The sequence below is a fragment of the Kaistia sp. SLG-1 genome (assembly GCF_059699055.1).
This window is the reverse complement of sequence record NZ_AP048544.1, coordinates 3,037,344-3,060,076: the sequence shown is the minus strand read 5'-3', so window position 1 is coordinate 3,060,076 and position 22,733 is coordinate 3,037,344. Positions and strand designations below refer to the sequence as shown.

The following is a 22,733-nucleotide window of genomic DNA, read 5'->3' as shown; positions in this document are numbered from 1 at the left end:
GCCCATGACCGTGACCGAAGAGACGAAAGAGCTCGGATCGGCTGATATCCAGAAGATCCTGGAGCTGTTGCCGCATCGCTATCCGTTCCTGATGGTCGATCGCATCGTCGACATCGACCGCGACGAGAGCGCCAGGGGACTGAAGAACGTCTCCTTCAATGAGCCGCATTTTCAGGGTCACTTCCCCGGCCATCCGGTGATGCCGGGCGTGCTGATCCTCGAGGGCATGGCGCAGACGGCCGGTGCGATCTGCATCGCCAACGCCGCCAAGGACGGCCCGCCGCGCGTCGTCTACCTGATGACGATTGACGGCGCGAAGTTCCGCAGGCCGGTGGTGCCGGGCGACGTGCTCGAATATCACGTCCGCAAGACGCGTTCGCGCGGTGCCGTCTGGAAATTCCAGTGCGAAGGCATCGTCGCCGGGGCCAAGGTCGCAGAGGCTGAGATCAGCGCCATGCTGATCGATCAGTGAACGGAGCTTCATGAGCAACATTCATCCCACTGCCGTCATCGAGGACGGCGCCCGTCTCGGCGCCGATGTCCGTGTCGGTGCATTTTCGCTGATCGGCCGGGACGTGGTTCTCGGCGACGGCGTCGTGGTCCAGAACCACGTGTCGATCACCGCCCGCACGACGGTGGGCGAGGGGACGACCATTCACCCCTTCGCCTCGATCGGCGGAAACCCGCAATCCGTCCACTACAAGGGCGAGCCGGGGCTGGTGACGATCGGCAAGAACTGCGTCATCCGCGAGAACGTCACGATCAGCATCGGCTCGGTCGGCGAGCGGCGCGAGACCAGGATCGGCGATCGCTGCTTCCTGATGACGGGCGTGCACATCGCGCATGACTGCTCGCTCGGCAACGACGTCATCATGGCGAACTGCGCCACGCTCGGCGGCCATGTCGAGATCGGCAACAACGTGTTCCTCGGCGGCCTCTGCGCGCTGCATCAGTTCGTGCGCGTCGGCGACCAGGCGATCATCGGCGGTCTCTGCCCGATCTGGCACGACGTGATCCCGTTCGGCGCCGTGCGCGAGGGCGCCGAAGGCCTCGGCGGCCTGAACATCATCGGCCTGAAGCGTCGCGGTTTCGACCGGCCGCAGATCCAGCGCCTGCGCGCCGCCTATCGCGACCTGTTCTTTGGACCCGGCCAGCTCGCCGAGCGCATCGAGACGGTCGCCGATCGCTACCAGGACGACGCCAACGTCATGCATGTCGTGAGCTTCATCCGCCAGCGCGGCAAGCGCCGCCTGACGGTGCCGCGCATCGTGGCGGCCGAACATCACGACGCGGACGCGTGAGAGGCCGGCCGTGACGGAAGCGGCCGTCCCATCCCCGAGCGAGCCCGATTTGGGCACGCTCGGCATCATCTGTGGCGGCGGCGCCTTTCCGATCGTCGTCGCCGAGGCCGCGCTCAAGGCCGGCCGCAAGGTCTTCCTGCTGCCGATCTACGGCTTCGCGGAAGCCGAGGCCGTCGAGCGCTATCCGCATGAGTGGATCCATATCGGCGCCTTCGGCAAGCTGTCCGGCGTGTTGCGCCGCAACGGCTGCCGCCAGGTCGTCTTCGTCGGCACCGTTCTCAGGCCGCGCATTTCCAGGCTTCGCGTCGACTGGGGTTCGCTGAAGCTGCTGCCGCGCGTGCTCGGCATGTTCCGGGGCGGCGACGATCATCTCCTCACTTCCGTCGGCCGGATTTTCGAGGAGCACGGCTTCGAGCTGGTCGGCGCGCATCAGATCGCGCCTGACATTCTCGTGCCGCCCGGCGTGCTCGGCGCGCACCAGCCGCGGGAAGAGGACATCGACGCGGCGCATTTCGGCCAGGAGGTCGTGCGCGCGCTCGGGCCCTTCGATATCGGCCAGGGCGTCGTCGTCGGCGGAAGGCGGATTCTCGCGGTCGAGGCGGCCGAGGGCACGGATCTGATGCTGGAGCGCTGCCGCGATCTGCGCGCCAATGGCCGCATCAAGCTCGGCCACAAGTCCGGCGTCCTGGTGAAGGCGCCGAAACCCGGACAGGATCGCAGGCTCGACCTGCCGTCGATCGGTCCCCGGACGATCGAGCTCGCCGCCGAGGCGGGGCTTGCCGGCGTCGCCGTCGAGGCCGGTGGGGTCATCGCCGCCAATATCGAGGATATCGTGCGCATCGCCGACGAGACGGGTCTCTTCATCGTCGGGCTCGATCGATGAGCCTGCCCGCCGTTCGACCGCTCGACGTCTTCCTCATCGCGGGCGAGGAGTCAGGCGACATCCTCGGCGCCGGGCTGATGCGCTCGCTGGATGGCCAATGGAGCGGCGCGCTGTCGTTCCGCGGCGTCGGCGGCCATCGTATGATCGACGAGGGCCTCCGCAGCCTCTATCCGATGGACGACCTGACGGCGATGGGTTTTGGCGCGGTGATCGCCAAGCTGCCGACGATCCTGAAGCGCATGCGGCAGACGGTGGAGGCGATCGTCGCCAATCCGCCTGACATTCTCGTGCTGGTCGACGCGCAGGATTTCAACCGCCGCGTGGCGGGCCGCGTGCGCAAGCGGCTGCCGAACCTGCCGATCGTGAAATATGTCGCGCCGACGGTCTGGGCCTGGCGGCCGGGCAGGGCGCGCAAGATGTACGGCACGATCGATCATGTGCTGGCGCTGCTGCCCTTCGAGCCGGAGGTGATGCGCCGCCTCGGCGGGCCGGCGACGACCTATGTCGGGCATCCGCTCCTGAGCGAAATCCCGGAACTGCAGCCGAGCGCTGCCGATCTCGCGGTTAGAGACGGCGCGCGGCCGACCGTTCTGGTGCTTCCCGGCAGCCGGCGCATGGAGCTCTCGCGCCTCTCCGGCCCGTTCGGCGCCGCGCTCGGCCTGCTGCGGCAGCGCGGGCAGGCATTCGACCTGGTGCTGCCGACCTTGCCGCGCCTCGAGGCCATGGTGCGCGAGGCGACGCGCGACTGGCCGGTTCAGCCGGTGATCGTCACCGGCGAGGACGCGAAGCTCGCCGCCTTCCGCCAAGCGCGGGTGGCGCTCGCGGCGTCCGGCACGGTGACGCTGGAGCTGGCGCTCGCCGGCGTGCCGCTCGTCGCCGGCTACCGGGTCTCGGATTGGGAGGCACAACTTGCCAAGCGCTTCATCGTCGGGCGCTTCGCCACGCTGCCGAACATCATCCTCGATGGCCTCTATGTGCCGGAGCTGATCCAGCATGACTGCACGCCGGAGATGCTCGCCGAGGCGCTGGCGCCGCTGATCGCCAACGGTCCGGCGCGCCAGGCCCAGCTCGACGGCTTCGCCCGCCTCGACGCGCTGATGAGCACGGGCGGCGTCCGCCCCTCCGAACGCGCCGCCGCGACGGTGCTGGCGGTCCTGGCGCAGGCTCGCGCCGCCGGCTGAGGGTCGGGGGGCGCCCCGTGTGGTGCGCCCCGACGTTTCATTCTCGCACTCCGTCTCCCATGCCATCCTCGCCGTCATCCCGGGCTTGACCCGGGATCCATTCAGCCGAGTTGGCTCTCGTACGAAACTCCCGATTCCGCGGCTGTATGGATCCCCGCCTTCGCGGGGATGACGGTGGAGCGTGCGACCGATCGCGCAGCTAAACGAGCGCGGTCGAAAAACAAAAAGGGCGCCCGAGGGCGCCCTTTTGCATTTTCTGGCCGAAGCGCTCAGTGGCGCTTCGAGACCGGGACGTAGTCGCGGGCCGGGGCGCCGGTGTAGAGCTGGCGCGGACGGCCGATGCGCTGGCTCGGATCCTCGACCATTTCCTTCCACTGCGCGATCCAGCCGACGGTGCGGGCGAGCGCGAACAGCACGGTGAACATGGTCGTCGGGAAGCCGAGCGCCTTCAGCGTGATGCCGGAGTAGAAGTCGATGTTCGGGTAGAGCTTCTTCTCGACGAAATACTCGTCGTGCAGTGCGATGCGCTCCAGCTCCAGCGCCACTTCGAGGATCGGATCATCGGTGATGCCGAGCTCGCCGAGCACCTCATGGCAGGTCTTCTGCATGATCTTGGCGCGCGGGTCGTAGTTCTTGTAGACGCGGTGGCCGAAGCCCATCAGGCGGAACGGATCGTTCTTGTCCTTGGCGCGGGCAATGTATTCCGGGATGCGATCGACGGAGCCGATCTCCTGCAGCATGTTGAGCGCCGCTTCGTTGGCGCCGCCATGCGCCGGGCCCCAGAGGCAGGCGATGCCGGCCGCGATGCAGGCGAACGGGTTGGCGCCCGACGAGCCGGCGAGGCGGACCGTCGAGGTCGAGGCGTTCTGCTCGTGGTCGGCGTGCAGGATGAAGATGCGGTCCATCGCGCGGGCGAGGATCGGGTTCACCTTGTACTCTTCCGCCGGCACGGCGAAGCACATGCGCAGGAAGTTCGACGCGTAGTCGAGCGAGTTCAGCGGGTAAACGAAGGGCTGGCCGACATGGTATTTGTAGGCCATGGCCGCGATCGTCGGCATCTTGGCGATCAGGCGGAGCGACGCCACCATGCGCTGATGCGGATCCGAGATGTCGGTCGAGTCGTGGTAGAAGGCGGAAAGCGCGCCGACGACGCCGACCATGACGGACATCGGATGCGCGTCGCGGCGGAAGCCGGTGAAGAAGCGCGACATCTGCTCGTGGACCATCGTGTGATAGGTCACGCGCTGATCGAAATCGGCCTTCTGGGCGGCGGTCGGAAGCTCGCCGTAGAGCAGGAGATAGCAGGTCTCGAGGAAGTCGCCGTTCTCGGCGAGCTGCTCGATCGGATAGCCGCGATAGAGCAGGACGCCCTTGTCGCCGTCGATGAAGGTGATCTTGCTGTCGCAGGCGCCGGTGGACGTGAAGCCGGGGTCATAGGTGAAGCGACCGGTCTTGGCGTAGAGCGCACCGATGTCGATGACGTCGGGCCCCAGCGTGCCTTGCTTAACGCCGAAATCCCAGGTGTCGTCGCCGATCGTAAGTGTCGCCTTGGTTTCGCTCATGAAACCTACCCCCTTGCGGAAATGTGTGTTCGGGCGGGTGCTGGCGCGTCGGTCGCCGGAATGGCGAGGGGCGCGTTACCAGAGGAATTTACGGTCCTCTGGGTATCCGATTTATTGCATCGCGGCAAGCGGCCGGAGCGGGAGCTATTATAAGGTTCTGGTATCAATAAAAGCGCCGCGGCGGAGTGGTGCAAAACCGCCGCGGCGCTTGATTTTATCGGGCCTGGTCGGCGATGCGGCCGAGGCTCTCCTCGCGGCCGAGAACGATCAGCACGTCGAAGATACCCGGCGAAGTGGCGCGGCCGGTCAGGGCTGCACGCAGGGGTTGGGCGATCTTGCCGAGCTTCAGCTCGCGCGACTCGGCAAAGGCCTTGACCGCCTCTTCCGTCGCCTCGACGGTCCATTCCGCAACGGTCTCCAGCACCGCGTGCACGTCCTTCAGGAGCGCGCGCGCCGCGTCGTCGAGAATGGTCGAGGCCTTCTCGTCGAGGAGCAGTGGGCGCTGCACCATGAAGAAATTGGCGCCGTCCTTCAGCTCGACCAGCGTCTTGGCGCGGTCCTTGAGGCCCGGAAGCGCCATGCGGAGCTGCTCGGTCTTCTCCGGTGTCAACTGCACGGCCATGCCCTCGCCACCCGGCAGATAGGGCAGGGTGTCGATGAAGATCTTCAGCAGCGTCTCGTCGTCCGTCGCGCGCATGTAGTGGCCGTTCAGATTCTCCAGCTTGGCGAAATCGAAGCGGGAGGCGGAGCGGCCGACATCGACGATGTCGAACCACTCGATCATCTGCTCGAGCGACATGATCTCGTCGTCGCCATGCGCCCAGCCCAAACGGACCAGATAGTTGCGCATCGCCTCGGGCAGGTAGCCCATGGCGCGATAGGCATCGACGCCGAGCGCGCCGTGGCGCTTCGAAAGCTTGGCGCCGTCCGAGCCGTGGATGAGCGGGATATGCGCCATGACAGGCACTTCCCAGCCCATCGCCTGGTAGATCACCATCTGCCGCGCGGCATTGGTCAGGTGGTCGTCGCCGCGGATGACGTTGGTGACGCCCATGTCGTGGTCGTCGACGACGACGGAAAGCATGTAGGTCGGGTTGCCGTCGGAGCGCAGCAGCACGAGGTCGTCGAGATCCTTGTTCGGGATCACGACGCGGCCCTGGACCTGATCCTCGATCACGGTCTCGCCGTCGAGCGGCGTCTTGATGCGGATGGCGGGCTTGACGCCGGCCGGCGCCTCGGACGGGTCGCGGTCGCGCCAGGTGCCGTCATAGCGCGGGGCGCGGCCCTCGGCGCGCGCCTTCTCGCGCATCGCGTCGAGCTCGGCGGGCGTGCAGTAGCAGCGATAGGCCTTGCCGGCGGCGAGCAGTTCCTCGACCACTTCGCGATGGCGCGGCGCGCGGGCGAACTGGAACACCGTCTCGCCCTCCCAGTCGAGGCCGAGCCACTTCAGGCCGTCGAGGATCGCGTCGATCGCCGCGTCGGTCGAGCGCTCGCGATCGGTGTCCTCGATGCGGAGCAGCATCTTGCCGCCCGTGTGTTTCGCATAGAGCCAGTTGAACAGGGCCGTGCGCCCGCCGCCGATGTGGAGGAAGCCGGTTGGAGAGGGGGCGAAACGGGTGACAACTGGTTTGGACATGAGGGGTTCCAGATGTGCGGGAAGCCGCAAGGGGCATGGATTCTCGCCACTCGGCGAACTGCGGTGGGTCATGTAGCATAGCGGGGCGCTCGGGCGAAAGGCGGGGGCCATGGCCGAAAGCGATCCGCACCCAATTGAAGGCGTCCGCGACCCGCCGGCGCCGGATCTCGCGCGCCGGTGGCAGGCGCCGGCGGACGCTCGCTTGGCCGCACGCCTTGCCGACCGCCTCGACCTTCTCCGCCTCGGCACCGGCGCGTGGCTGGAGCGCGAGATCGAGGCGGGGCGCGGCTTTCTCTGGCTTCCGGTCGCCTTCGGCGTCGGCTCGCTTCTCTATTTCGCGCTTCCCTCCGAGCCCTCGGCGGTGGCGCTCTCGCTGCTGGCGCTCGTCCTCTGGGGCATGGCATGGGCCGGGCGCCGCCGGGCCGGCCTGGTACGGCTCACGCTGCTCCTCGCCATGGTGGCGACCGGGGCGACCGCGAGCAAGCTGCGCACCGACGCGCTCGCGACGCGGGTGCTGGAGCGGCAGGTGACCGGCACGGTCACCGGCTGGGTCGAGGCGCGCAAGGCCCGGCGCGGCGGCTATCGGCTGACGATCCTCGTCGCCGGCCTGGACGCGCGACGGATCACGACCATCCCGCAACGCGTCACCGTGACGGTGCGCGGCCGCGACGTGCCGAAGGTGGGCGAGGGGATCTCGGCGCTCGCCCGGCTCCGCCCCGCCTCCGGTCCGGTCCTGCCGGGCGGCTATGATTTCGCCCGCGATTCCTTCTATCGCGGCGTCGGCGCGACGGGGTTTGCCTATGGCAAGGTGAAGCGGGTCGATCTCGGCCCGGCGCCGCTGTCGATCCGGCTGCGCGCGCCGCTGGAGGACATCCGCGAGGCGATCCGCGCCCGCATCGACGCGTCGCTGATCGGCGAGAGCCGCTACGTCGCCACGGCGCTGATCATCGGCGATGCCGGCGGGCTTTCGGAAAAGACGGAGGACGAGCTGCGCCTGTCGGGGCTCGCTCACATCCTTTCCGTCTCCGGCCTGCACATGGCGCTCGTCTCCGGCGCGATCTATTGGGCCGTCCGGGCAGGGCTCGCTTTGGTGCCGGCGCTGGCGCTCCGGCGGCCGATCAAGAAATGGGCTGCCATCGCCGCGCTCCTTCTCAGCGGCTTCTACCTGCTGATCTCCGGTCTCGATGTCGCGGCGCAGCGCTCCTTCGTCATGACCTCGATCGCCTTCCTCGCCATCCTGGCCGACCGGCGGGCGATCTCGATGCGCAACGTCGCGCTCGCCGGGCTGGTCGTGCTCGCCGTGACGCCGGAGAGCATCCTTTCGGCCAGCTTCCAGATGTCGTTCGCCGCCACCGTGGCGCTCGTCGCCGGCTTCGAGCTCATGGCCGAGCGGCATCGGCGGCGCCTGGCGACGAACGCAACGCTGCCGCGAGGCCGCGCCGCGCTCCTCTCGCGGCGACTGCTGCTATTCGGCGGCGGCATGGTGGTGACCTCGCTCCTCGGCGGGCTCGGGACGACGCCCTTCGCGCTCTATCACTTCCAGCGCATGGCGCCGCTCTCGATCCTCGCCAATGTCGCGGCGATGCCGCTGACCGATTTCCTCGTCATGCCGGCGGCGCTGATCGCCGTGCTCCTCATGCCGTTCGGGCTGGAAGCGCCGCCGCTCGCCATCGTCGGCTGGGGCATCGACGGCATGCTCGTCGTCGCCGCCAAGGTCAGCGAATGGTCCGGGCAATCGGGCGGCGCCGCCATGCCGAGCGCCACGGCCCTTCTCATCTTCATCGCCGGCTTCGCCTGGCTGGCGCTCTGGCGCGAGCGCTGGCGGCTCGCCGGGCTGGCGCCGATGGTCCTCGGCGCCGCCCTGGCGCTCTATCCGGCGCGGCCAGGCCTGCTCGTCAGCGCCGACGGCCGCCAGATCGCGCTGCGCGGCGAGGACGGCCGCCATTCGATCGTCGCCCGCAAGCAGGACCGCTTCGTCACCGATATCTGGCTGCGCTCGGACGGCGATCCGCGCGACGCGGCGCTTCCCGGCGTCGTGCAGGCCGGCGGATGCGACGCCTCCGGCTGCGTCGGCCGGCTGCCGGATGGCGGCCTGGTGGCGCTGGCGCTCGACCGCTCCGCGTTTGAAGAGGATTGCCGCCGCGCGGTGCTGATCGTCAGCCCGCTCGCAGTGCCGGCAAGCTGCGGCCTGCACACGGCCGTCCTCGACCGGCATGCGCTCCGCCGCGCCGGCTCGATCGCCCTGATCCAGCGCGAGGGGATTTTAGCCGATTCGATGGAGGGGCTGGCCGATCCGGCCGCCCCGGCGGAGCCGGCCAAGGCTACCGCCCCGAACGGCCCGACCGCCCCGGACGAGCCAATCGCGTCGAATGCTCCGATCGCCCCAGCTGACGGATACCTTCCCGCCGATCCGCGCACGTCCAATACGGCGGCGGCCTCCGTGACCGCCGAGGCGGTCATCCCCGGCGGCGGGACGGCTCTGCCGCCAGCTCGGGACGATGAAACGGAGAGCCGCGCCGCCGACGCGACGGATGTCGGGGATCTTGCCGCTGCCGAGGCGTCTGGAACCGAAGCCGGAGCCGCGCCGGGCACGCTGCCTCCCGACCGGCAAAGGTCAGTCATTGCGTTGGGGCGCGTTGATCACGAGGCTTTGGCGAGTGCAGGCGAGGGGGCTTCCCGGCTTGGAGCGGCGGAACCCGTCCCTGTCCTGTCCGCGCCGGCCCAAACCGAATTGTCCAATGTCCCCCAGGCCGCTCCGCCGGAGCGCTATGCACGAGAGCGCCTGGCTCGAGAGCGCACTGCCGAAGCGCGCGATCCCGAGCGGCGCTCTGCCGACCAGGGCGATGCCAAAGAGAACGCTTTCCAGGAGCGCGATGCCGAAATCGAGCGCAGTGCCGAGGATGAAGACATCCTCCCGCCGACAAACGTCGAGACGCAATCCGAAGCCGGACTGCGTCCGATCCAGCTTGCCGACCGCTTCGAGGTCCTGACCGCCTATGCCCCGGTGCGCCGGCCGTGGATGCCGCGCTACGAGCCGGGGCCGGACGATCAGTAGGTGCGGAGCAAGCCGACCAGCTTGCCCTGAATGCGGACCCGGTCGGGTCCGAAGATGCGCGTCTCATAGGCCGGGTTGGCGGCTTCGAGCGCGATCGACGCGCCCTTGCGGCGGAGCCGCTTCAGCGTCGCCTCTTCCTCGTCGACCAGCGCGACGACGATGTCGCCGGAATCGGCATTGTCGCTCTTGCGGATGAGCACGGTGTCGCCGTCGAGGATGCCGGCCTCGATCATCGAATCGCCGCGCACTTCGAGCGCGAAATGCTCGCCGGCGCGCAGCATTTCCGGCGGAACGGAGATCGAATGGCTCTGCGTCTGGATGGCCGAGATCGGCACGCCGGCGGCGATGCGGCCCATCACCGGGATAATGACGGGCTGTGCGAGATCCGGCATTTCTTCGACCGGGCGGACCCGGCCGAGGCTGCCCTCGATCACGCTCGGCGAGAAGGCCTGCTTCTTCGGCCGCGCCAGGGTCGGCGTCATCGTCTCGGGGAGGCGGACGACCTCCAGCGCGCGGGCCCGGTTGGGCAGGCGGCGGATGAAGCCACGTTCCTCCAGCGCCTTGATCAGGCGATGGATGCCGGACTTGGAGCGCAGGTCGAGCGCGTCCTTCATTTCATCGAAAGAGGGAGGGACGCCTGCTTCCTTCAGTCGCTCGTTGATGAACAGGAGAAGTTCATACTGCTTCCGAGTGAGCATGGTGATCTCGCGCTGCGGGCCTTGCCAAGGGGGACGACAGAATCGTCAAGGTACAAAACGCGAACAGAATAACTGTTCCCCATGCGTTCCGCAAGGCAGCGCGGCAGGAGCGCGATCGCTGGGCGGCGCTGGACGCGCGATCGCGGGACGAAGGCGGGCGATCGTCGTCCGCCTCCGGCATCGAGAACCGGGGCTCCGGTTTGAGCGTGGGCGGCCGGGATCCCGACTACATCGTCGTCCAGCCGCCGTCGCAGGGCAGGATGACGCCGTTGATGTTCGGCGAGTCGTCCGAGAGAAGCCAGAGGATGGAGTGGACGATGATGTCGGGCTCCACCGACGGCGGCGCGGTCTCAAGGATCGGGGCCGTGATCTCCTTGGCATAGTCCGAACGGAACCGCGTATCCATGCCCGTCTTGACGCCGCCCGGCGCGACGACGTTGGAGCGGATGCCCTTGGTGCCGTAGTAGAAGGCGATCGATTTCGCCAGGCCGTTCAGGCCGTGCTTCGAGCTGGTATAGGCGACGCCCGACAGCGACGAGCGGAAACTGGCCTCGGACGAGACGAAGGCGAAATTGCCTTTGCCGCGGGCGAGCATCTGCGGCAGCACCGCGCGGGCGAGCCGCATCGGCGCCGTCAGGTTCAATTCGAACACCTTGTGCCAGGTGGCGTCGTCCATCTCGGCCGGCGGCAGCCAGCCGTCAGTGATGCCGGCAATGTTCGCCACGCCGTCGATCCTGCCGTCGCTGGCGGCGGCGAGGGTGTCGATGAAGGACTGCTCGGTCAGGTCACCGACCACGGCGACGACGCTTCCGGCCGGCGCCTGTTGCGCCAGGCTTTCGAGGTTGTCGGCCGAGATGTCGGCGGCGAGGACCCGCGCGCCTTCGGCGGCGAGGCGAAGCGCCGTGGCGCGGCCGATGCCGGCGCCGGCTCCGGTCACGATGATCGTCTGGCCCGTGAACCGGCCTGCGGACTGCGTCATGGTCTGGCACTCATGCATGGTTGGAGAGGATCGGCGGCTCGCGGCCCGGACGGGAGGAGTCCGGGCCGCGACGAAGCGGATCAGAGGCGGAGCGCCGCCTTGGAGACGTCTTCCCAGGACTCCCAGGTGCGGATGCGGTCGGCGTAGATGTCTTTGACCAGCGGCAGCAGGTCGCCGAGGATCAGCCGGAGCGGCGGCTTGTCGGAATCGACGAGCTTCAGGATCGCCGGCACCGTGGCGCGGGGATCGCCGAGCTGGTCGGCGGTGAGGCGCTCGGCGAGCTCCTCGCGGACGACATTGTAGGCGGGGATCTCCGTCGCCTGCTTCATCGTCGGGCCCTCGAGGAAGCTGGTGGCGTAGCCGGCCGGCTCGATCAGGGTCACCTTGATGCCGAACCGTTCGACTTCGCCGGCGAGCGCCTCGACGATGCCCTCGACCGCGAACTTGGCGCCTTCATAGATGCCGGCCGTCGGCAGGGCGACGACGCCCGCCACGCTCGACATCTGCAGGATGTGGCCGAAGCCCTGCGCGCGCAGCAGCGGCAGCGCCGCCTGGATCACCCAGAGCGAGCCGAAGACGTTGGTCTCGAAGGTGGCGCGGACGTCTTCCGCGGCGACTTCCTCGACCGCGCCCATGCAGCCATGGCCGGCATTGTTGAGCACGACGTCGAGGCGGCCGAAGCGCGCCGCCGCCTCGGCGACGGCCCGGGCGACGCCGTCACGGTCGGTGACGTCGAGCGACAGCACCTGGAGCGTGTCGGGATATTGCCGCGCCAGATCGTCGAGGGCGGCAGTCTTGCGCACGGCCGCCGCGACACTGTCGCCGCGGGCAAGCGCCGCCTCGACCCAGATGCGCCCGAAGCCGCGGCTCGCGCCGGTGATGAACCAAACCTTGGAAGTCGTCATGACGAGCCTCGAAGCGATGTTGAAGGGGTGGGGATCGCCTTTACGATTTAACGTTTTTGGTATTTTTGTCAAATCACGAGGCGATCAGCGGGATGCGCGGATGGTCGATCACCGGTGTGTCGCGATGCGATTTCCCGGCTCGATTCGCGCGGTTCGCGGGCTCTTTCGGCACGATCGGCGAGCCGGGCCTCGGACAGCCGGCCCGGACCACCGGCGCTCGGGACTCAACCCATGGGCGATCCGGCAGCCCCGACCGCTACCTATTGTAATTTACAATTTTTGTTGATATGTAAAATCCATGACCGAAACCAAGACCCGATCCGATGCCGACCGGCGTCAGCAGATTGCCGAGGCCGCGAGCGAGGTGTTCATCCGCTATGGCCTGGCGCGCACCACCATGAGCGACATCGCCGCCGCCGCCGGCATTTCGCGGCCGACGCTCTATGCGAGCTTCCTGCAGAAGCGGGACGTCTTCGGCGCGGTCATCGATCTCATCGTCTCGCGAAAGCTGGCGCAGCTCGCCGAGGAAATCCCGCGTGAGCCGGACCTGGCGTCAAAGCTCCGGCATGTCTGCCTGTCCTGGGCGCTGGAAGGCTTCGACCTGGTCCGGGCCAACCCGGACGCCAGGGACATGTTCGACATCAGCTTCGAGCCGGTGCGGCGCAGCCACATCGTGTTCGGGCGGATGGTCTCGGAAGTTCTCGTCGACGCGGGCAGGGCGGAGCCGGATCTGACGGGCCAGATGATGGTCGCCGCGATCCGGGGCTTCAAGGAATTGGCGGACGATCGCGAGATCCTCTGCAACATGATCGTCCGGCTTTGCGATGCCGTCGCCGCCTCGTGAACGACGCAACCCTCGTGAGCGACGCATGCGGAGGTGGCGCGTGATCTATGCACTCGTGGCGGCTGTCGTCCTGATGACGTTGCTGGGGGCGGGGTTCACCCGCGCCTATGCCGTGTTCGGCGGCAAGCCGGGCTCGTACGAGACGTCGCAGCAATACGATAAGGGCAAGTTCTGGCATCCCGAGGCCGTCTGGACCGATACGATGCGCGGCCTGGTGCGGGAATTCCGTTATACGTCCGACGCGGCGCCGGCGCGGGCGTTCCAGGCGCCGCCGATCGTGCCGGTCGAGGACGCGCCGTTCGCGATCACCTGGTTCGGCCATTCCTCTATGCTGCTCGCCCTCGACGGCAAGAAGATCCTGATCGATCCGATCCTCGGCGAGCGCGTGTCGCCGGTCCCCTTCATCGGGCCGAAGCGTTTCTTCGATGTCGGGCCGTCGGCCGATCTCCTGCGCCAGGTCGACCTCGTGCTGATCTCGCATGATCACTACGATCATCTCGACTATCCGGCGATCCTCGCCATGAAGAACATGACGGCGCGGTTCGTCGTTCCCTTGGGCGTCGGCGCGCATCTGCGCCGCTGGGGCATTGCGCCGGAGCGGATCGTCGAGATCGACTGGTGGGAGCCGGCCAAAATCGACGGCATCACGGTGACGGCGACGCCCGCGCGGCATGGTTCGGGCCGGGTCTCGCCCTTCGCGTCGAACACGCTCTGGGCCGGCTTTGCCATCGCCGGCGCGAAGCATCGCGTCTGGTATTCGGGCGATACGGGCTGGCAGAGCCAGTTCGCCGAGATCGGCGAGAGGCTGGGGCCGTTCGACCTGACGCTGATCGACGCCGGCCAGTATGACGAGACCTGGCCGGACTGGCATCTCGGCCCGGAGCTGGCGGTCGACGCCCATCTCGCCGTGCGCGGCAAGGTCATGCTGCCGGTGCACTGGGGCCTGTTCAAGCTGGCGCATCACAGCTGGACGGAACCGGCGGAGCGGCTTCTGCGGGCTGCCCAATGCCAATCGGTCAAGGTCATCCTGCCGCCGCCGGGGCAGACGGTCGCCGCGCCCTTCGCCCCGACCGAGCGCTGGTGGCCGGATACGCGCTGGAGCGATGCGTCCAAGGCGCCGATCCATGCGACGCGGAACGGCGATCCGAAGGAACGCATCGCGCCGGCCGCCTGCGCGTAAGCCTCCGGGACCCTCACCCCAACCCTCTCCCGCTCGCGGGAGAGGGGGATCGCCTGCGCGTCTCCCCGAGACTCGATGTAGCTGAAGGGCGCCGGCCAAAACCCTCGCCCGCCTGCGGGAGAGGGTAGGGTGAGGGCCTTGCTTGCACTCTCGCAGCTTGGCGCCGCTCGCCCCTGCGACATCAGGGAACGGCGCGGTGCGCGCCCCTGAACTCGACCCACGCCGCCGCCGCCTTATATGTGCAGCTGTCGCCGACGATCGCCGAAACGCGCTTGCCGGGCCGACCGTTGCGAAGGTGGCGAGATGATCAAGCGCATGGTGATCATGCTGGTCCTGACCGGCATCGTCCTCGGCGGCGTCTTCGGCTTCCAGCTGTTCAAGGCGTCGATGATCGAGAAGGTGATGGCGTCGCTCGCCAACCCGCCGCAGACGGTCTCGACGACGGTCGCCGCCGCGCAGGACTGGCGCTCCACGCTCGAGGCGGTCGGCAGCGTGCGGGCGGTCAACGGCGCCAATCTCAGCGCCGAGGTGCCCGGCATCGTCGCGGCGCTGCATTTCGAATCCGGCGCCGACGTCAAGGCGGGCGATCCGCTGCTGCAGCTCGAGGCTTCCGACGACATCGCGCATCTGAACGCGCTGAAGGCGACCGCCGATCTGCAGCGCACCGTCTATGAGCGCGATAACCGCCTGCTCAAGACCCAAGCCATTCCGCAGCAGCAGGTCGATACCGACAAGGCCAATATGCTGAGCGCGCAGTCGCTCGCGGATCAGCAGCAGGCGCTGGTCGACTACAAGTCCGTCAAGGCGCCGTTCGCCGGCCGGCTCGGCGTCCGCCAGGTCGATCTCGGCCAGTATCTCCCCGCCGGAACGCCGATCGTCACGCTGCAGCAGCTCGATCCGATCTATGTCGATTTCTACGTGCCGCAGCAGGCGCTGGCGTCGATCCGCAAGGGGCAGCCCGTCACCGCCAAGGTTGATACCTTTCCCGATCGCATCTTCGACGGCGAGGTCTCGTCGATCAACGCGCAGGTCGATACCGCGACGCGGACGGTGCTGATCCGCGCCTCGGTCGCGAACAAGGATTTCCTGCTGCTGCCCGGCATGTTCGCGACCGTCGACATCGAGACGGCGGCGCCGCAGCGCCACGTGACGCTGCCGCAGACGGCGATCGCCTACAATTCCTACGGCGACATCGCTTATCTGGTCGACGACAAGGGCAAGGACGACAAGGGCCAGCCTCAGATGGTCGCCCGGCAGGCCTTCGTCACGACCGGCCCGACGCGCGGCGACCAGATCGCCATCCTGGACGGCATCAAGGAAGGCGAAACCGTCGTCACCGCCGGCCAGCTCAAGCTGCGCAACGGCACGCCGGTGCGGATCGACAACACGGTGCAGCCGGCCAACGACGCCAACCCGAAGCCGGTCGACAAATGATCAGGCGGGGCGGCGGGTCCGCCCCGGCAAGGTGAGCCATGAACTTCACCGATCTCTTCATCCGCCGCCCGGTGCTGGCGATCGTCGTCAGCCTGATGATCCTGGTGCTGGGGCTCCGCGCCATCGGCTCGCTGCCGGTGCTGCAATATCCGCGCACCGAGAACACCGTCGTCACCGTGACGACCACCTATTACGGCGCAGATCCCGACGTCATCGCCGGCTTCATCGCCACGCCGCTGGAGAACGCCATCGCCCAGGCCAACGGCATCGACTACATGAGCTCGACCAGCCAGACCGGCGTCAACATCATCACCATCTATCTCCGGCTGAACTACGATGCCGACAAGGCGCTGACCGAGATCAACACCAAGGTCGCCTCGGTCATCAACCAGCTGCCCTCGGGCACCCAGCAGCCGGTGCTGTCCGTCAAGGTCGGGCAGACGATCGACGCCATGTATATGGGCTTCGATAGCGACGTGCTGCCGCGCAACAAGATCACCGACTATCTGACCCGCGTCGTGCAGCCGAAGCTGCAGGCGGTGCCCGGCGTGCAGACGGCCGAAATCCTCGGCGGCCAAAACTTCGCGCTGCGCGCCTGGCTCGATCCCGCCAAGCTCGCCGCCTACAATCTGACGGCGACCGACATCGCCGCGGCGCTGCAGCGGAACGACTACATCGCCGGGCTCGGCACGACCAAGGGCCAGATGGTCGAGGTCAATCTGACCGCCTCGACCAGCCTGCACAGCGTCACCGAATTCGGCAATCTGGTAGTCAAATCGGCGAATGGCGCGATTGTCCGGTTGAAGGACGTCGCCAATGTCTCGCTGGGCGCCGACGACTATGAATCGCAGGTCGCCTTCGACGGCAAGCAGGCGGTCTATATCGGCATCCAGGTGGCGCCCGGCGCCAACCTGCTCAACGTCATCGCCGGCGTCCGCGCCGTGTTTCCCGAGATCCACGACCAGCTTCCGGCGGGCTTGCGCGGCGCCATCGTCTACGACTCCACAGATTTCGTGAACAGCTCGATCCGCGAGGTGATCCTGACGCTTTTGGAGGCGCTGGTGATCGTCACGCTGGTGATCTTCGCCTTCCTCGGCTCGCTGCGCTCTGTCCTGATCCCGACCATCGCCATCCCGCTGTCGCTGATCGGCGCCTTCGCGGTCATGCTGGCGCTCGGCTTCTCGATCAATCTCCTGACGCTGCTGGCGCTGGTGCTCGCCATCGGGCTGGTCGTCGACGACGCGATCATCGTGGTCGAGAACGTCAACCGGCATCTGGACGAGGGCGTGCCGCCGATCCCCGCCGCGATCACGGCGGCGCGGGAGCTCGGCGGCCCGATCATCGCCATGACGGTGGTGCTCGTCGCCGTCTATGTGCCGATCGGCTTCCAGGGCGGGCTGACCGGCGCGCTGTTCACCGAATTCGCCTTCACGCTGGTGGGCGCGGTGACGATGTCGGCGATCGTCGCGCTGACCCTGTCGCCGATGATGTGCTCGCGCATCCTGCGGGCGCGCGATCCCGAGGGGCGCGGCTGGCAGGATCACTTCGCCGGTCTGATCGACCGCGTGTTCAACCGCATCCGCGACCGCTACGAACGCTGGCTGCACGGCAGCTTCCGCTACCTGCCGGTTACCGTGACCTTCGCGCTGATCATCCTCGGCAGCATCTATTTCCTCTATTCGACCGCCAAGAGCGAGCTGGCGCCGCAGGAGGACCAGGGCGTCATCATCTCCTCGGCGACGCCGGCGCCCAACGCCACCCTGCAGCAGAAGCTGCTCTATTCGGCGCAGGTCCACGGCATCATGGCCGGCTATCCCGAGACCGCGCATGTGTTCCAGATCGATGCGCCGAGCACCTCGATCGCCGGCATGGTGTTCACGCCCTGGGACCAGCGCGTCCGCACCACCAACGAGCTCCAGCCGGCAATCCAGCAGCAGCTGAGCAACATCGCCGGCGTGCGCGCGGCCGCCTTCCAGCTGCCGCCGCTGCCCGGCAGCCAGGGCCTGCCCATCCAGTTCGTGCTGAGCACGACCGACAGCTTCGAGCGCCTGAACGATGTGGCGCAGGGCTTCCTGCAGGCGGCGCTGAAGAGCGGGCTCTTCATCTTCCTCGACACGGATCTGAAGATCGACAGCCCGCAATCCGTGGTCCAGATCGACCGCAACAAGACAGCCCAGCTCGGCCTCAACATGAGCGATGTCGGCGCGGCGCTGGGCGGGATGCTGGGCGGCGGCTACGTCAACTATTTCAGCCTCGACAACCGCTCCTACAAGGTGATCCCGCAGGTCCAGCAGACGAGCCGGCTCAATCCGCAGCAGCTGATGAACTACTATGTCGGCGTGGTGAACGGTGTGCCGATCCCGCTTTCGACGGTCGCCTCGATCACGACCAAGGTCATCCCGGAATCGATCAACCACTTCCAGCAGCAGAACAGCGCGACGATCCAGGGCGTCGCCACGCCCGGCGTGGCGCAGGCGGACGCGCTCAAATTCCTGCAGGACCTCGCCGCGCGGACGCTGCCGCAGGGCTATTCGGTCGATTATGGCGGCCTGTCGCGGCAATATATCCAGGAATCCTCGGGCTTCCTCGTCACCTTCGGCTTCGCGCTGATCATCATCTACCTGGCGCTCGCGGCGCTCTTCGAGAGTTTCCGTGATCCCGTCATCATCCTGGTGTCGGTGCCGATGTCGATCGCCGGGGCGCTGCTGTTCATCAGCGTCGGCATCGGCGGCGCCAGCCTCAACATCTACACCGAGGTCGGGCTGGTGACGCTGATGGGGCTGATCAGCAAGCATGGCATCCTGATCGTCGAATTCGCCAATGCCGAACAGCAGGCCGGCAAGTCGAAGCGCGAGGCGATCGAGGCCGCCTGCGGCATCCGCCTGCGCCCGATCCTGATGACGACGGCGGCGATGGTGCTCGGCGTCATTCCGCTGATCACCGCGACCGGGGCAGGGGCGGTGTCGCGCTTCAACATGGGGCTGGTGATCGCCAGCGGCCTGACGATCGGCACCCTGTTCACGCTGTTCGTCGTGCCGGCCGTCTACCTCCTGATCGCGGCCGAGCACCACAAGGCGTCGGCCGAGCCGGACGCGGCCGGCAAGCCCGACGACTCCGCCGCCAAGCCGGTCGAAGCCAGTTTTCTTTCTTGAACCTCCCTCTTGAGGGGAGGTCGAAAACGCCCTTCGCGTTTTCGGGAGGGGGTAATTCGCGGAGCTTGCGGCAAAACTGACAAAGAACCCCTCCCCAAGACCGCCTGGAGGCGGTCTTGACCCTCCCTCAAGGGGAGGGTTCACGGCGCGGTTCCATTCTTGAAATGCGGGCCAGACACGGAGGCCAAGATCCGATGCCGGCGGCGCGCCTGCCGGCGCGCAAGTTTTTATCCGGATCATTCCGTAGCGGAAGAGCCTCTAGTCCGCTTCGGCGCTCAACCGGCGGGATTGAGGGGATTTGCCAGGGTGCGTCAGGTCTCGTTCGGCGGGGTGAAATTTATTTTTTCTTCGAGCCTGTATCCGATCCATCCGGTTCCTGTTGGCTCGCAATCCTCGTTTCTTGTTTTGACAAGAGGAAAGGCATTTATCCAGTTCTGATCTAAGAATTGATTGGGTGAGTTGTCGATTTGTGGCAAGAAATTGTCTGGTTTGACACAATTGGATTGAATGCCTACGGTTATGTTCATTAACCGATATGAGGTGATATCCAATGATATTCAAATCCGGTGGCATTGCCGCCGCGATCGCCGTTGCGCTTTTTTCCGCGACGAGCCATTCCGCGCTTGCCCAGGACGCTGATACGCCCACCGCCGACGCCGCCACATGCGGCACCAACCGCACCATCGACATTGCCGAGATGACCTGGCCGTCCGCGGCCGCCTTGGCGCATATTCACGCGATCATTCTGGAGAAGGGTTTCGGCTGCAAGGTCGAGATCGTCACCGGCGACACCGTGCCGACATCGTCCTCGATGCTGACGCGCGGCAGCCCGGCGATCGCCCCCGAACTCTGGACCAGCACGATCCTGGAGCCCTGGGCCAAGGGCAAAGCCGACGGCACCGTCGTCGAGCTGGCCGACGCCATCACCGACGGCACGATCGAGGGATGGTTCATTCCCCGCTACGTGCAGAAGGCGCATCCCGATCTCGTCGCCGTCACCGACGTCGTCGCGCATCCGGAGCTGTTCAAGGATCCTGAGGACAGTAGCAAGGGTCGCCTCTATTCGTGCCCGCCCGGCTGGGCCTGCGAGATCTCGACCGGCGCCCTGTTCGAGGCGCTCGACATGAAGAACAAGGGCTGGAACCTGTTCTCGCCCGGCTCCGGCGGCGCGCTCGACGCCTCGATCGCCCGTGCCTTCACGCGCGAGGAGCCGATCCTGTTCTACTACTGGGGCCCGACCGCCGTGCTCGGCAAGTTCGACGCCGTGCAGCTCGATCTGGGCGAGACCAAGCCCGAAATCTACGCCTGCAACACCAGCCGCGACTGCACCGACAAGCCGGGTATCACGGCCTATCCCTCGTCGCCGGCCGTCGTCGGCGCCGCGAGCTGGGTCAAGGAAGACGCGCCAAACGTCGCCGCCTATCTCTCGAAGGTTGGCCTCACCAACGCCGAGATCAGCGAGATCCTCGTCTATGGCGACGAGAACAAGGCCGATGCGGCCGCCACCGCGCTGAACTTCCTGAAGACCAAGCAAGACCGCTGGACCAACTGGGTCCCGGCCGCCGTGGCCGAGAAGGTCAAGGCCAGCCTCAACTGAAATCGTTTCCCAAGGCGAGCGGACGGCCGGGCATTCCCGGCCGTTTCCGTTTGGCCGTTTCCTTTGCCTGTTCCCGCGCGCCGGCCATTCGGCCGGGCAGGGCGGGCGCCGCCTGAACCCTCGTGAACTCCCCCATCCGAGGCAGGCTGAAGAAAGAGACAAATCTTGTTTCCGCAACTGATTGATACGCGGCCCTGGCGCCGCGCGGTCGATGACGGCCTGAATTGGGTCGTCCGCTACTGGGGCGGCACGTTCGAAGCCGCCGCCTATCCGCTCCTCATGCTTCTGAAGGCGATCGAGGACCTCCTGGTCGCGACGCCCTGGTGGCTGATCATCGCCGTCTTGACCAGCATCGCCTGGCTCGCGACGCGGCGCTGGCAGCTGCCTGCCGTCGTGTTCGCGGCGCTGATGTTCCTCGGCATCATGGACCTCTGGAAGGACGCCATGACCACCATGGCGCTGATGATCTCCGCGACACTGACGGCGATCGTCGTCTCGATCCCCGTCGGCGTCTGGATGGCGCGCTCGATCCGCATCCGCCATCTGGTCACGCCTATCCTCGACCTGATGCAGACGCTGCCGAGCTTCGTCTACCTGATCCCGACGGTGATGATCTTTGGGCCCGGCAAGATCCCGGCGCTGATCGCGACCATCGTTTATGCCGCGCCGCCGCTGGTGCGGCTGACCGATCTCGGCCTGCGCTCCGTCGATCCCGCCGTGATGGAGGCGAGCCGCGCCTTCGGCACCAATCCGCGCCAGCGCCTGTTCGGCGTGCAGATCCCGCTCGCGCTGCCGACCATCCTCGCCGGCGTCAACCAGACGACGATGATGGCGCTCTCCATGGTGGTGATCGCCTCGATGATCGGCGCCGGCGGCCTCGGCTACCAGGTGCTGCAGGGCATCGGCCGCCTCGAGGTCAGCCGCGGCCTGTTCGCCGGCCTCGGCATCGTCGCGCTCGCCATCGTCTTTGACCGCATCACCCAGGCCTTCGGCCGGCAATTGCAGGCCCGTATCGGGCTGCAGGAGGCACGCTAATGGCAGACCAGAATGGAAATGCCGATCTCGCCATCGCCATGCGCGGCGTCACCAAGATCTTCGGCCCGGATCCGCAGGGCGCGCTGGCGCTGCTCAAGGCAGGACAATCGAAGGCCGAGGTGCAGGCCGAGACCAACCATGTCGTCGGCCTCGACAATGTCTCGCTCGACATCGCGGCCGGGCAGATCTTCGTCGTCATGGGGCTCTCCGGCTCCGGCAAGTCGACGCTGATCCGCCACGTCAACCGGCTGATCGAGCCGACCGCCGGCGAGATCCTCGTGCATGGTGACGACGTGCTGAAGATGAGCCTGGACGCGCTCCGGCGCTATCGCCGCACCAAGGTGGCGATGGTGTTCCAGAAGTTCGGGCTGATGCCGCATCGCTCAGTGATCGACAACGTCGCCTATGGCCTCGAGGTCCGCGGCGTCGCGCGCAAGGCGCGGCTCGACGTGGCCGCGAAATGGATCGAGACGGTCGGGCTTTCGGGCTACGAGAATTCGCAGCCGCGCCAGCTCTCCGGCGGCCAGCAGCAGCGCGTCGGCCTGGCGCGGGCGCTCGCCATGGATGCCGACATCATCCTGATGGATGAGGCGTTCTCGGCGCTCGATCCGCTGATCCGCTCCGGCATGCAGGACGAGCTGATCACGCTGCAGAAATCGCTCAACAAGACGATTTTGTTCATCACGCATGATTTCGACGAGGCGCTGAAGATCGGCGATCGGATCGCCGTGCTGAAAGACGGCGCCGTGCAGCAGGAGGGCAAGCCGGAGGACATCGTGCTCCGCCCCGCCAACGAGCACATCGAGGAATTCGTGCGCGAGGTGAACAAGGCACGCGCGATCCATGTGCGCTCTATCATGGAGCGCGGCGCGACCGAGCCCTGCGAGCAATCGGTGTCGATGGATGCGCGCTGCGAGGACGTGTTGCCGCTCTTCGCCGAGCATCAATGGGTCGGCGTCGTCGACGGCGAGGGTCGGCAGACCGGCCGCGTCACCGCCAAGCAGGTGATCAAGGCGCTGGCCCGCCACACGCCGGGCGTCGGGTGAGGGGACAGGCATCGGAAACGAGGGGGAAGGGGCGCCAAGCCGCTTCTCCCCTTGTCGCCGACACGAAAGACGAGGCCGGCGCCGTTGCGAGGCGAGCTGCGTCGGACACTCGCAAAGGTGATTGCATCCGGTCACGCGAGGCGGATCGAATCTTCGCGCACGTAGAAATCAATACGCCCAAGGGTGCAGGCTCTTGCTCCTTCCGTAGAGGTAGGGCAATCATATTGAATGATTGTAAGCTCGAT

Annotated in this window: 17 protein-coding genes; 12 read left to right on the top strand and 5 right to left on the bottom strand. The window is 67.0% G+C overall.

The window, feature by feature from the left end; genetic code table 11:
- The first annotated feature begins 4 nt into the window (after nucleotides 1–4).
- From fabZ to lpxB, 4 genes are read left to right on the top strand one after another with little or no spacing between them, the layout of a single operon-like run.
- Nucleotides 5–472: a 3-hydroxyacyl-ACP dehydratase FabZ gene (gene fabZ / locus AC6HZP_RS13860; protein WP_201404104.1), complete on the top strand. Its 468-nt coding sequence runs from the start codon at nucleotides 5–7 to the stop codon at nucleotides 470–472.
- A 10-nt stretch (nucleotides 473–482) separates the two neighbouring features.
- Nucleotides 483–1,301, top strand: a complete 819-nt coding sequence (gene lpxA, locus AC6HZP_RS13855; protein ID WP_201404103.1) for an acyl-ACP--UDP-N-acetylglucosamine O-acyltransferase — start codon at nucleotides 483–485, stop codon at nucleotides 1,299–1,301.
- A 10-nt stretch (nucleotides 1,302–1,311) separates the two neighbouring features.
- On the top strand, nucleotides 1,312–2,184 hold the full coding sequence (locus AC6HZP_RS13850) for an LpxI family protein (protein WP_497523342.1): 873 nt from the start codon (nucleotides 1,312–1,314) through the stop codon (nucleotides 2,182–2,184).
- Nucleotides 2,181–3,365 (top strand): lipid-A-disaccharide synthase, encoded by a 1,185-nt coding sequence (gene lpxB / locus AC6HZP_RS13845; protein ID WP_497523341.1) that lies wholly within the window; start codon nucleotides 2,181–2,183, stop codon nucleotides 3,363–3,365. Before AC6HZP_RS13850 ends, lpxB begins: the two co-directional genes overlap by 4 nt.
- A 269-nt stretch (nucleotides 3,366–3,634) precedes the next feature.
- Here the strand turns inward: lpxB and gltA are convergent, their stop codons facing one another.
- Both gltA and gltX read right to left on the bottom strand, forming a co-directional pair.
- Nucleotides 3,635–4,927: a citrate synthase gene (gltA, locus tag AC6HZP_RS13840; protein ID WP_201404100.1), complete on the bottom strand. Its 1,293-nt coding sequence runs from the start codon at nucleotides 4,925–4,927 to the stop codon at nucleotides 3,635–3,637.
- 214 nt (nucleotides 4,928–5,141) lie between these two features.
- Complete coding sequence (gene gltX, locus AC6HZP_RS13835) at nucleotides 5,142–6,635, bottom strand: glutamate--tRNA ligase (RefSeq protein WP_497523340.1); 1,494 nt, start codon at nucleotides 6,633–6,635, stop codon at nucleotides 5,142–5,144.
- Between the two features lie 130 nt (nucleotides 6,636–6,765).
- On the opposite strand from gltX, the gene AC6HZP_RS13830 reads away from it, so the two are divergent.
- Entirely contained in the window at nucleotides 6,766–9,618 is a 2,853-nt protein-coding gene (locus AC6HZP_RS13830; protein ID WP_497523339.1) for a ComEC/Rec2 family competence protein, read from the top strand.
- Here the strand turns inward: AC6HZP_RS13830 and lexA are convergent.
- The 3 genes from lexA to AC6HZP_RS13815 all read right to left on the bottom strand — a co-directional run bounded on the left by lexA (nucleotide 9,612) and on the right by AC6HZP_RS13815 (nucleotide 12,200).
- On the bottom strand, nucleotides 9,612–10,316 hold the full coding sequence (lexA, locus tag AC6HZP_RS13825; RefSeq protein WP_201404097.1) for a transcriptional repressor LexA: 705 nt from the start codon (nucleotides 10,314–10,316) through the stop codon (nucleotides 9,612–9,614). The genes AC6HZP_RS13830 and lexA overlap by 7 nt on opposite strands.
- 226 nt (nucleotides 10,317–10,542) lie before the next feature.
- Nucleotides 10,543–11,295 carry an SDR family NAD(P)-dependent oxidoreductase gene (locus AC6HZP_RS13820; RefSeq protein WP_497523338.1) on the bottom strand — a complete coding sequence of 251 codons (753 nt, stop codon included), beginning with the start codon at nucleotides 11,293–11,295 and terminating at the stop codon, nucleotides 10,543–10,545.
- A gap of 80 nt (nucleotides 11,296–11,375) precedes the next feature.
- The gene (locus tag AC6HZP_RS13815) at nucleotides 11,376–12,200 is read right to left on the bottom strand and encodes an SDR family NAD(P)-dependent oxidoreductase (protein ID WP_497523337.1); all 825 of its coding nucleotides are present in this window, start codon (nucleotides 12,198–12,200) and stop codon (nucleotides 11,376–11,378) included.
- A gap of 298 nt (nucleotides 12,201–12,498) precedes the next feature.
- On the opposite strand from AC6HZP_RS13815, the gene AC6HZP_RS13810 reads away from it, so the two are divergent.
- The 7 genes from AC6HZP_RS13810 (at nucleotide 12,499) to AC6HZP_RS13780 (ending at nucleotide 22,488) form a co-directional block, all read left to right on the top strand.
- Nucleotides 12,499–13,044: a TetR/AcrR family transcriptional regulator gene (locus AC6HZP_RS13810; protein ID WP_497523336.1), complete on the top strand. Its 546-nt coding sequence runs from the start codon at nucleotides 12,499–12,501 to the stop codon at nucleotides 13,042–13,044.
- A 40-nt stretch (nucleotides 13,045–13,084) separates the two neighbouring features.
- Nucleotides 13,085–14,224, top strand: a complete 1,140-nt coding sequence (locus AC6HZP_RS13805) for an MBL fold metallo-hydrolase (RefSeq protein WP_497523335.1) — start codon at nucleotides 13,085–13,087, stop codon at nucleotides 14,222–14,224.
- Between the two features lie 303 nt (nucleotides 14,225–14,527).
- A complete protein-coding gene (locus AC6HZP_RS13800; protein WP_497523334.1) occupies nucleotides 14,528–15,658 on the top strand; it encodes an efflux RND transporter periplasmic adaptor subunit in 1,131 nt (376 codons plus the stop codon).
- A 38-nt stretch (nucleotides 15,659–15,696) separates the two neighbouring features.
- On the top strand, nucleotides 15,697–18,810 hold the full coding sequence (locus AC6HZP_RS13795) for an efflux RND transporter permease subunit (RefSeq protein WP_497523333.1): 3,114 nt from the start codon (nucleotides 15,697–15,699) through the stop codon (nucleotides 18,808–18,810).
- Between the two features lie 550 nt (nucleotides 18,811–19,360).
- Nucleotides 19,361–20,407: a glycine betaine ABC transporter substrate-binding protein gene (locus tag AC6HZP_RS13790; RefSeq protein ID WP_497523332.1), complete on the top strand. Its 1,047-nt coding sequence runs from the start codon at nucleotides 19,361–19,363 to the stop codon at nucleotides 20,405–20,407.
- A 165-nt stretch (nucleotides 20,408–20,572) separates the two neighbouring features.
- Nucleotides 20,573–21,442, top strand: coding sequence for an ABC transporter permease (locus tag AC6HZP_RS13785; protein ID WP_497523331.1), 870 nt, complete (start codon nucleotides 20,573–20,575; stop codon nucleotides 21,440–21,442).
- Complete coding sequence (locus AC6HZP_RS13780; RefSeq protein ID WP_497523330.1) at nucleotides 21,442–22,488, top strand: quaternary amine ABC transporter ATP-binding protein; 1,047 nt, start codon at nucleotides 21,442–21,444, stop codon at nucleotides 22,486–22,488. The genes AC6HZP_RS13785 and AC6HZP_RS13780 overlap by 1 nt, the downstream gene beginning before the upstream one ends.
- The last annotated feature ends 245 nt before the right edge of the window (nucleotides 22,489–22,733 follow it).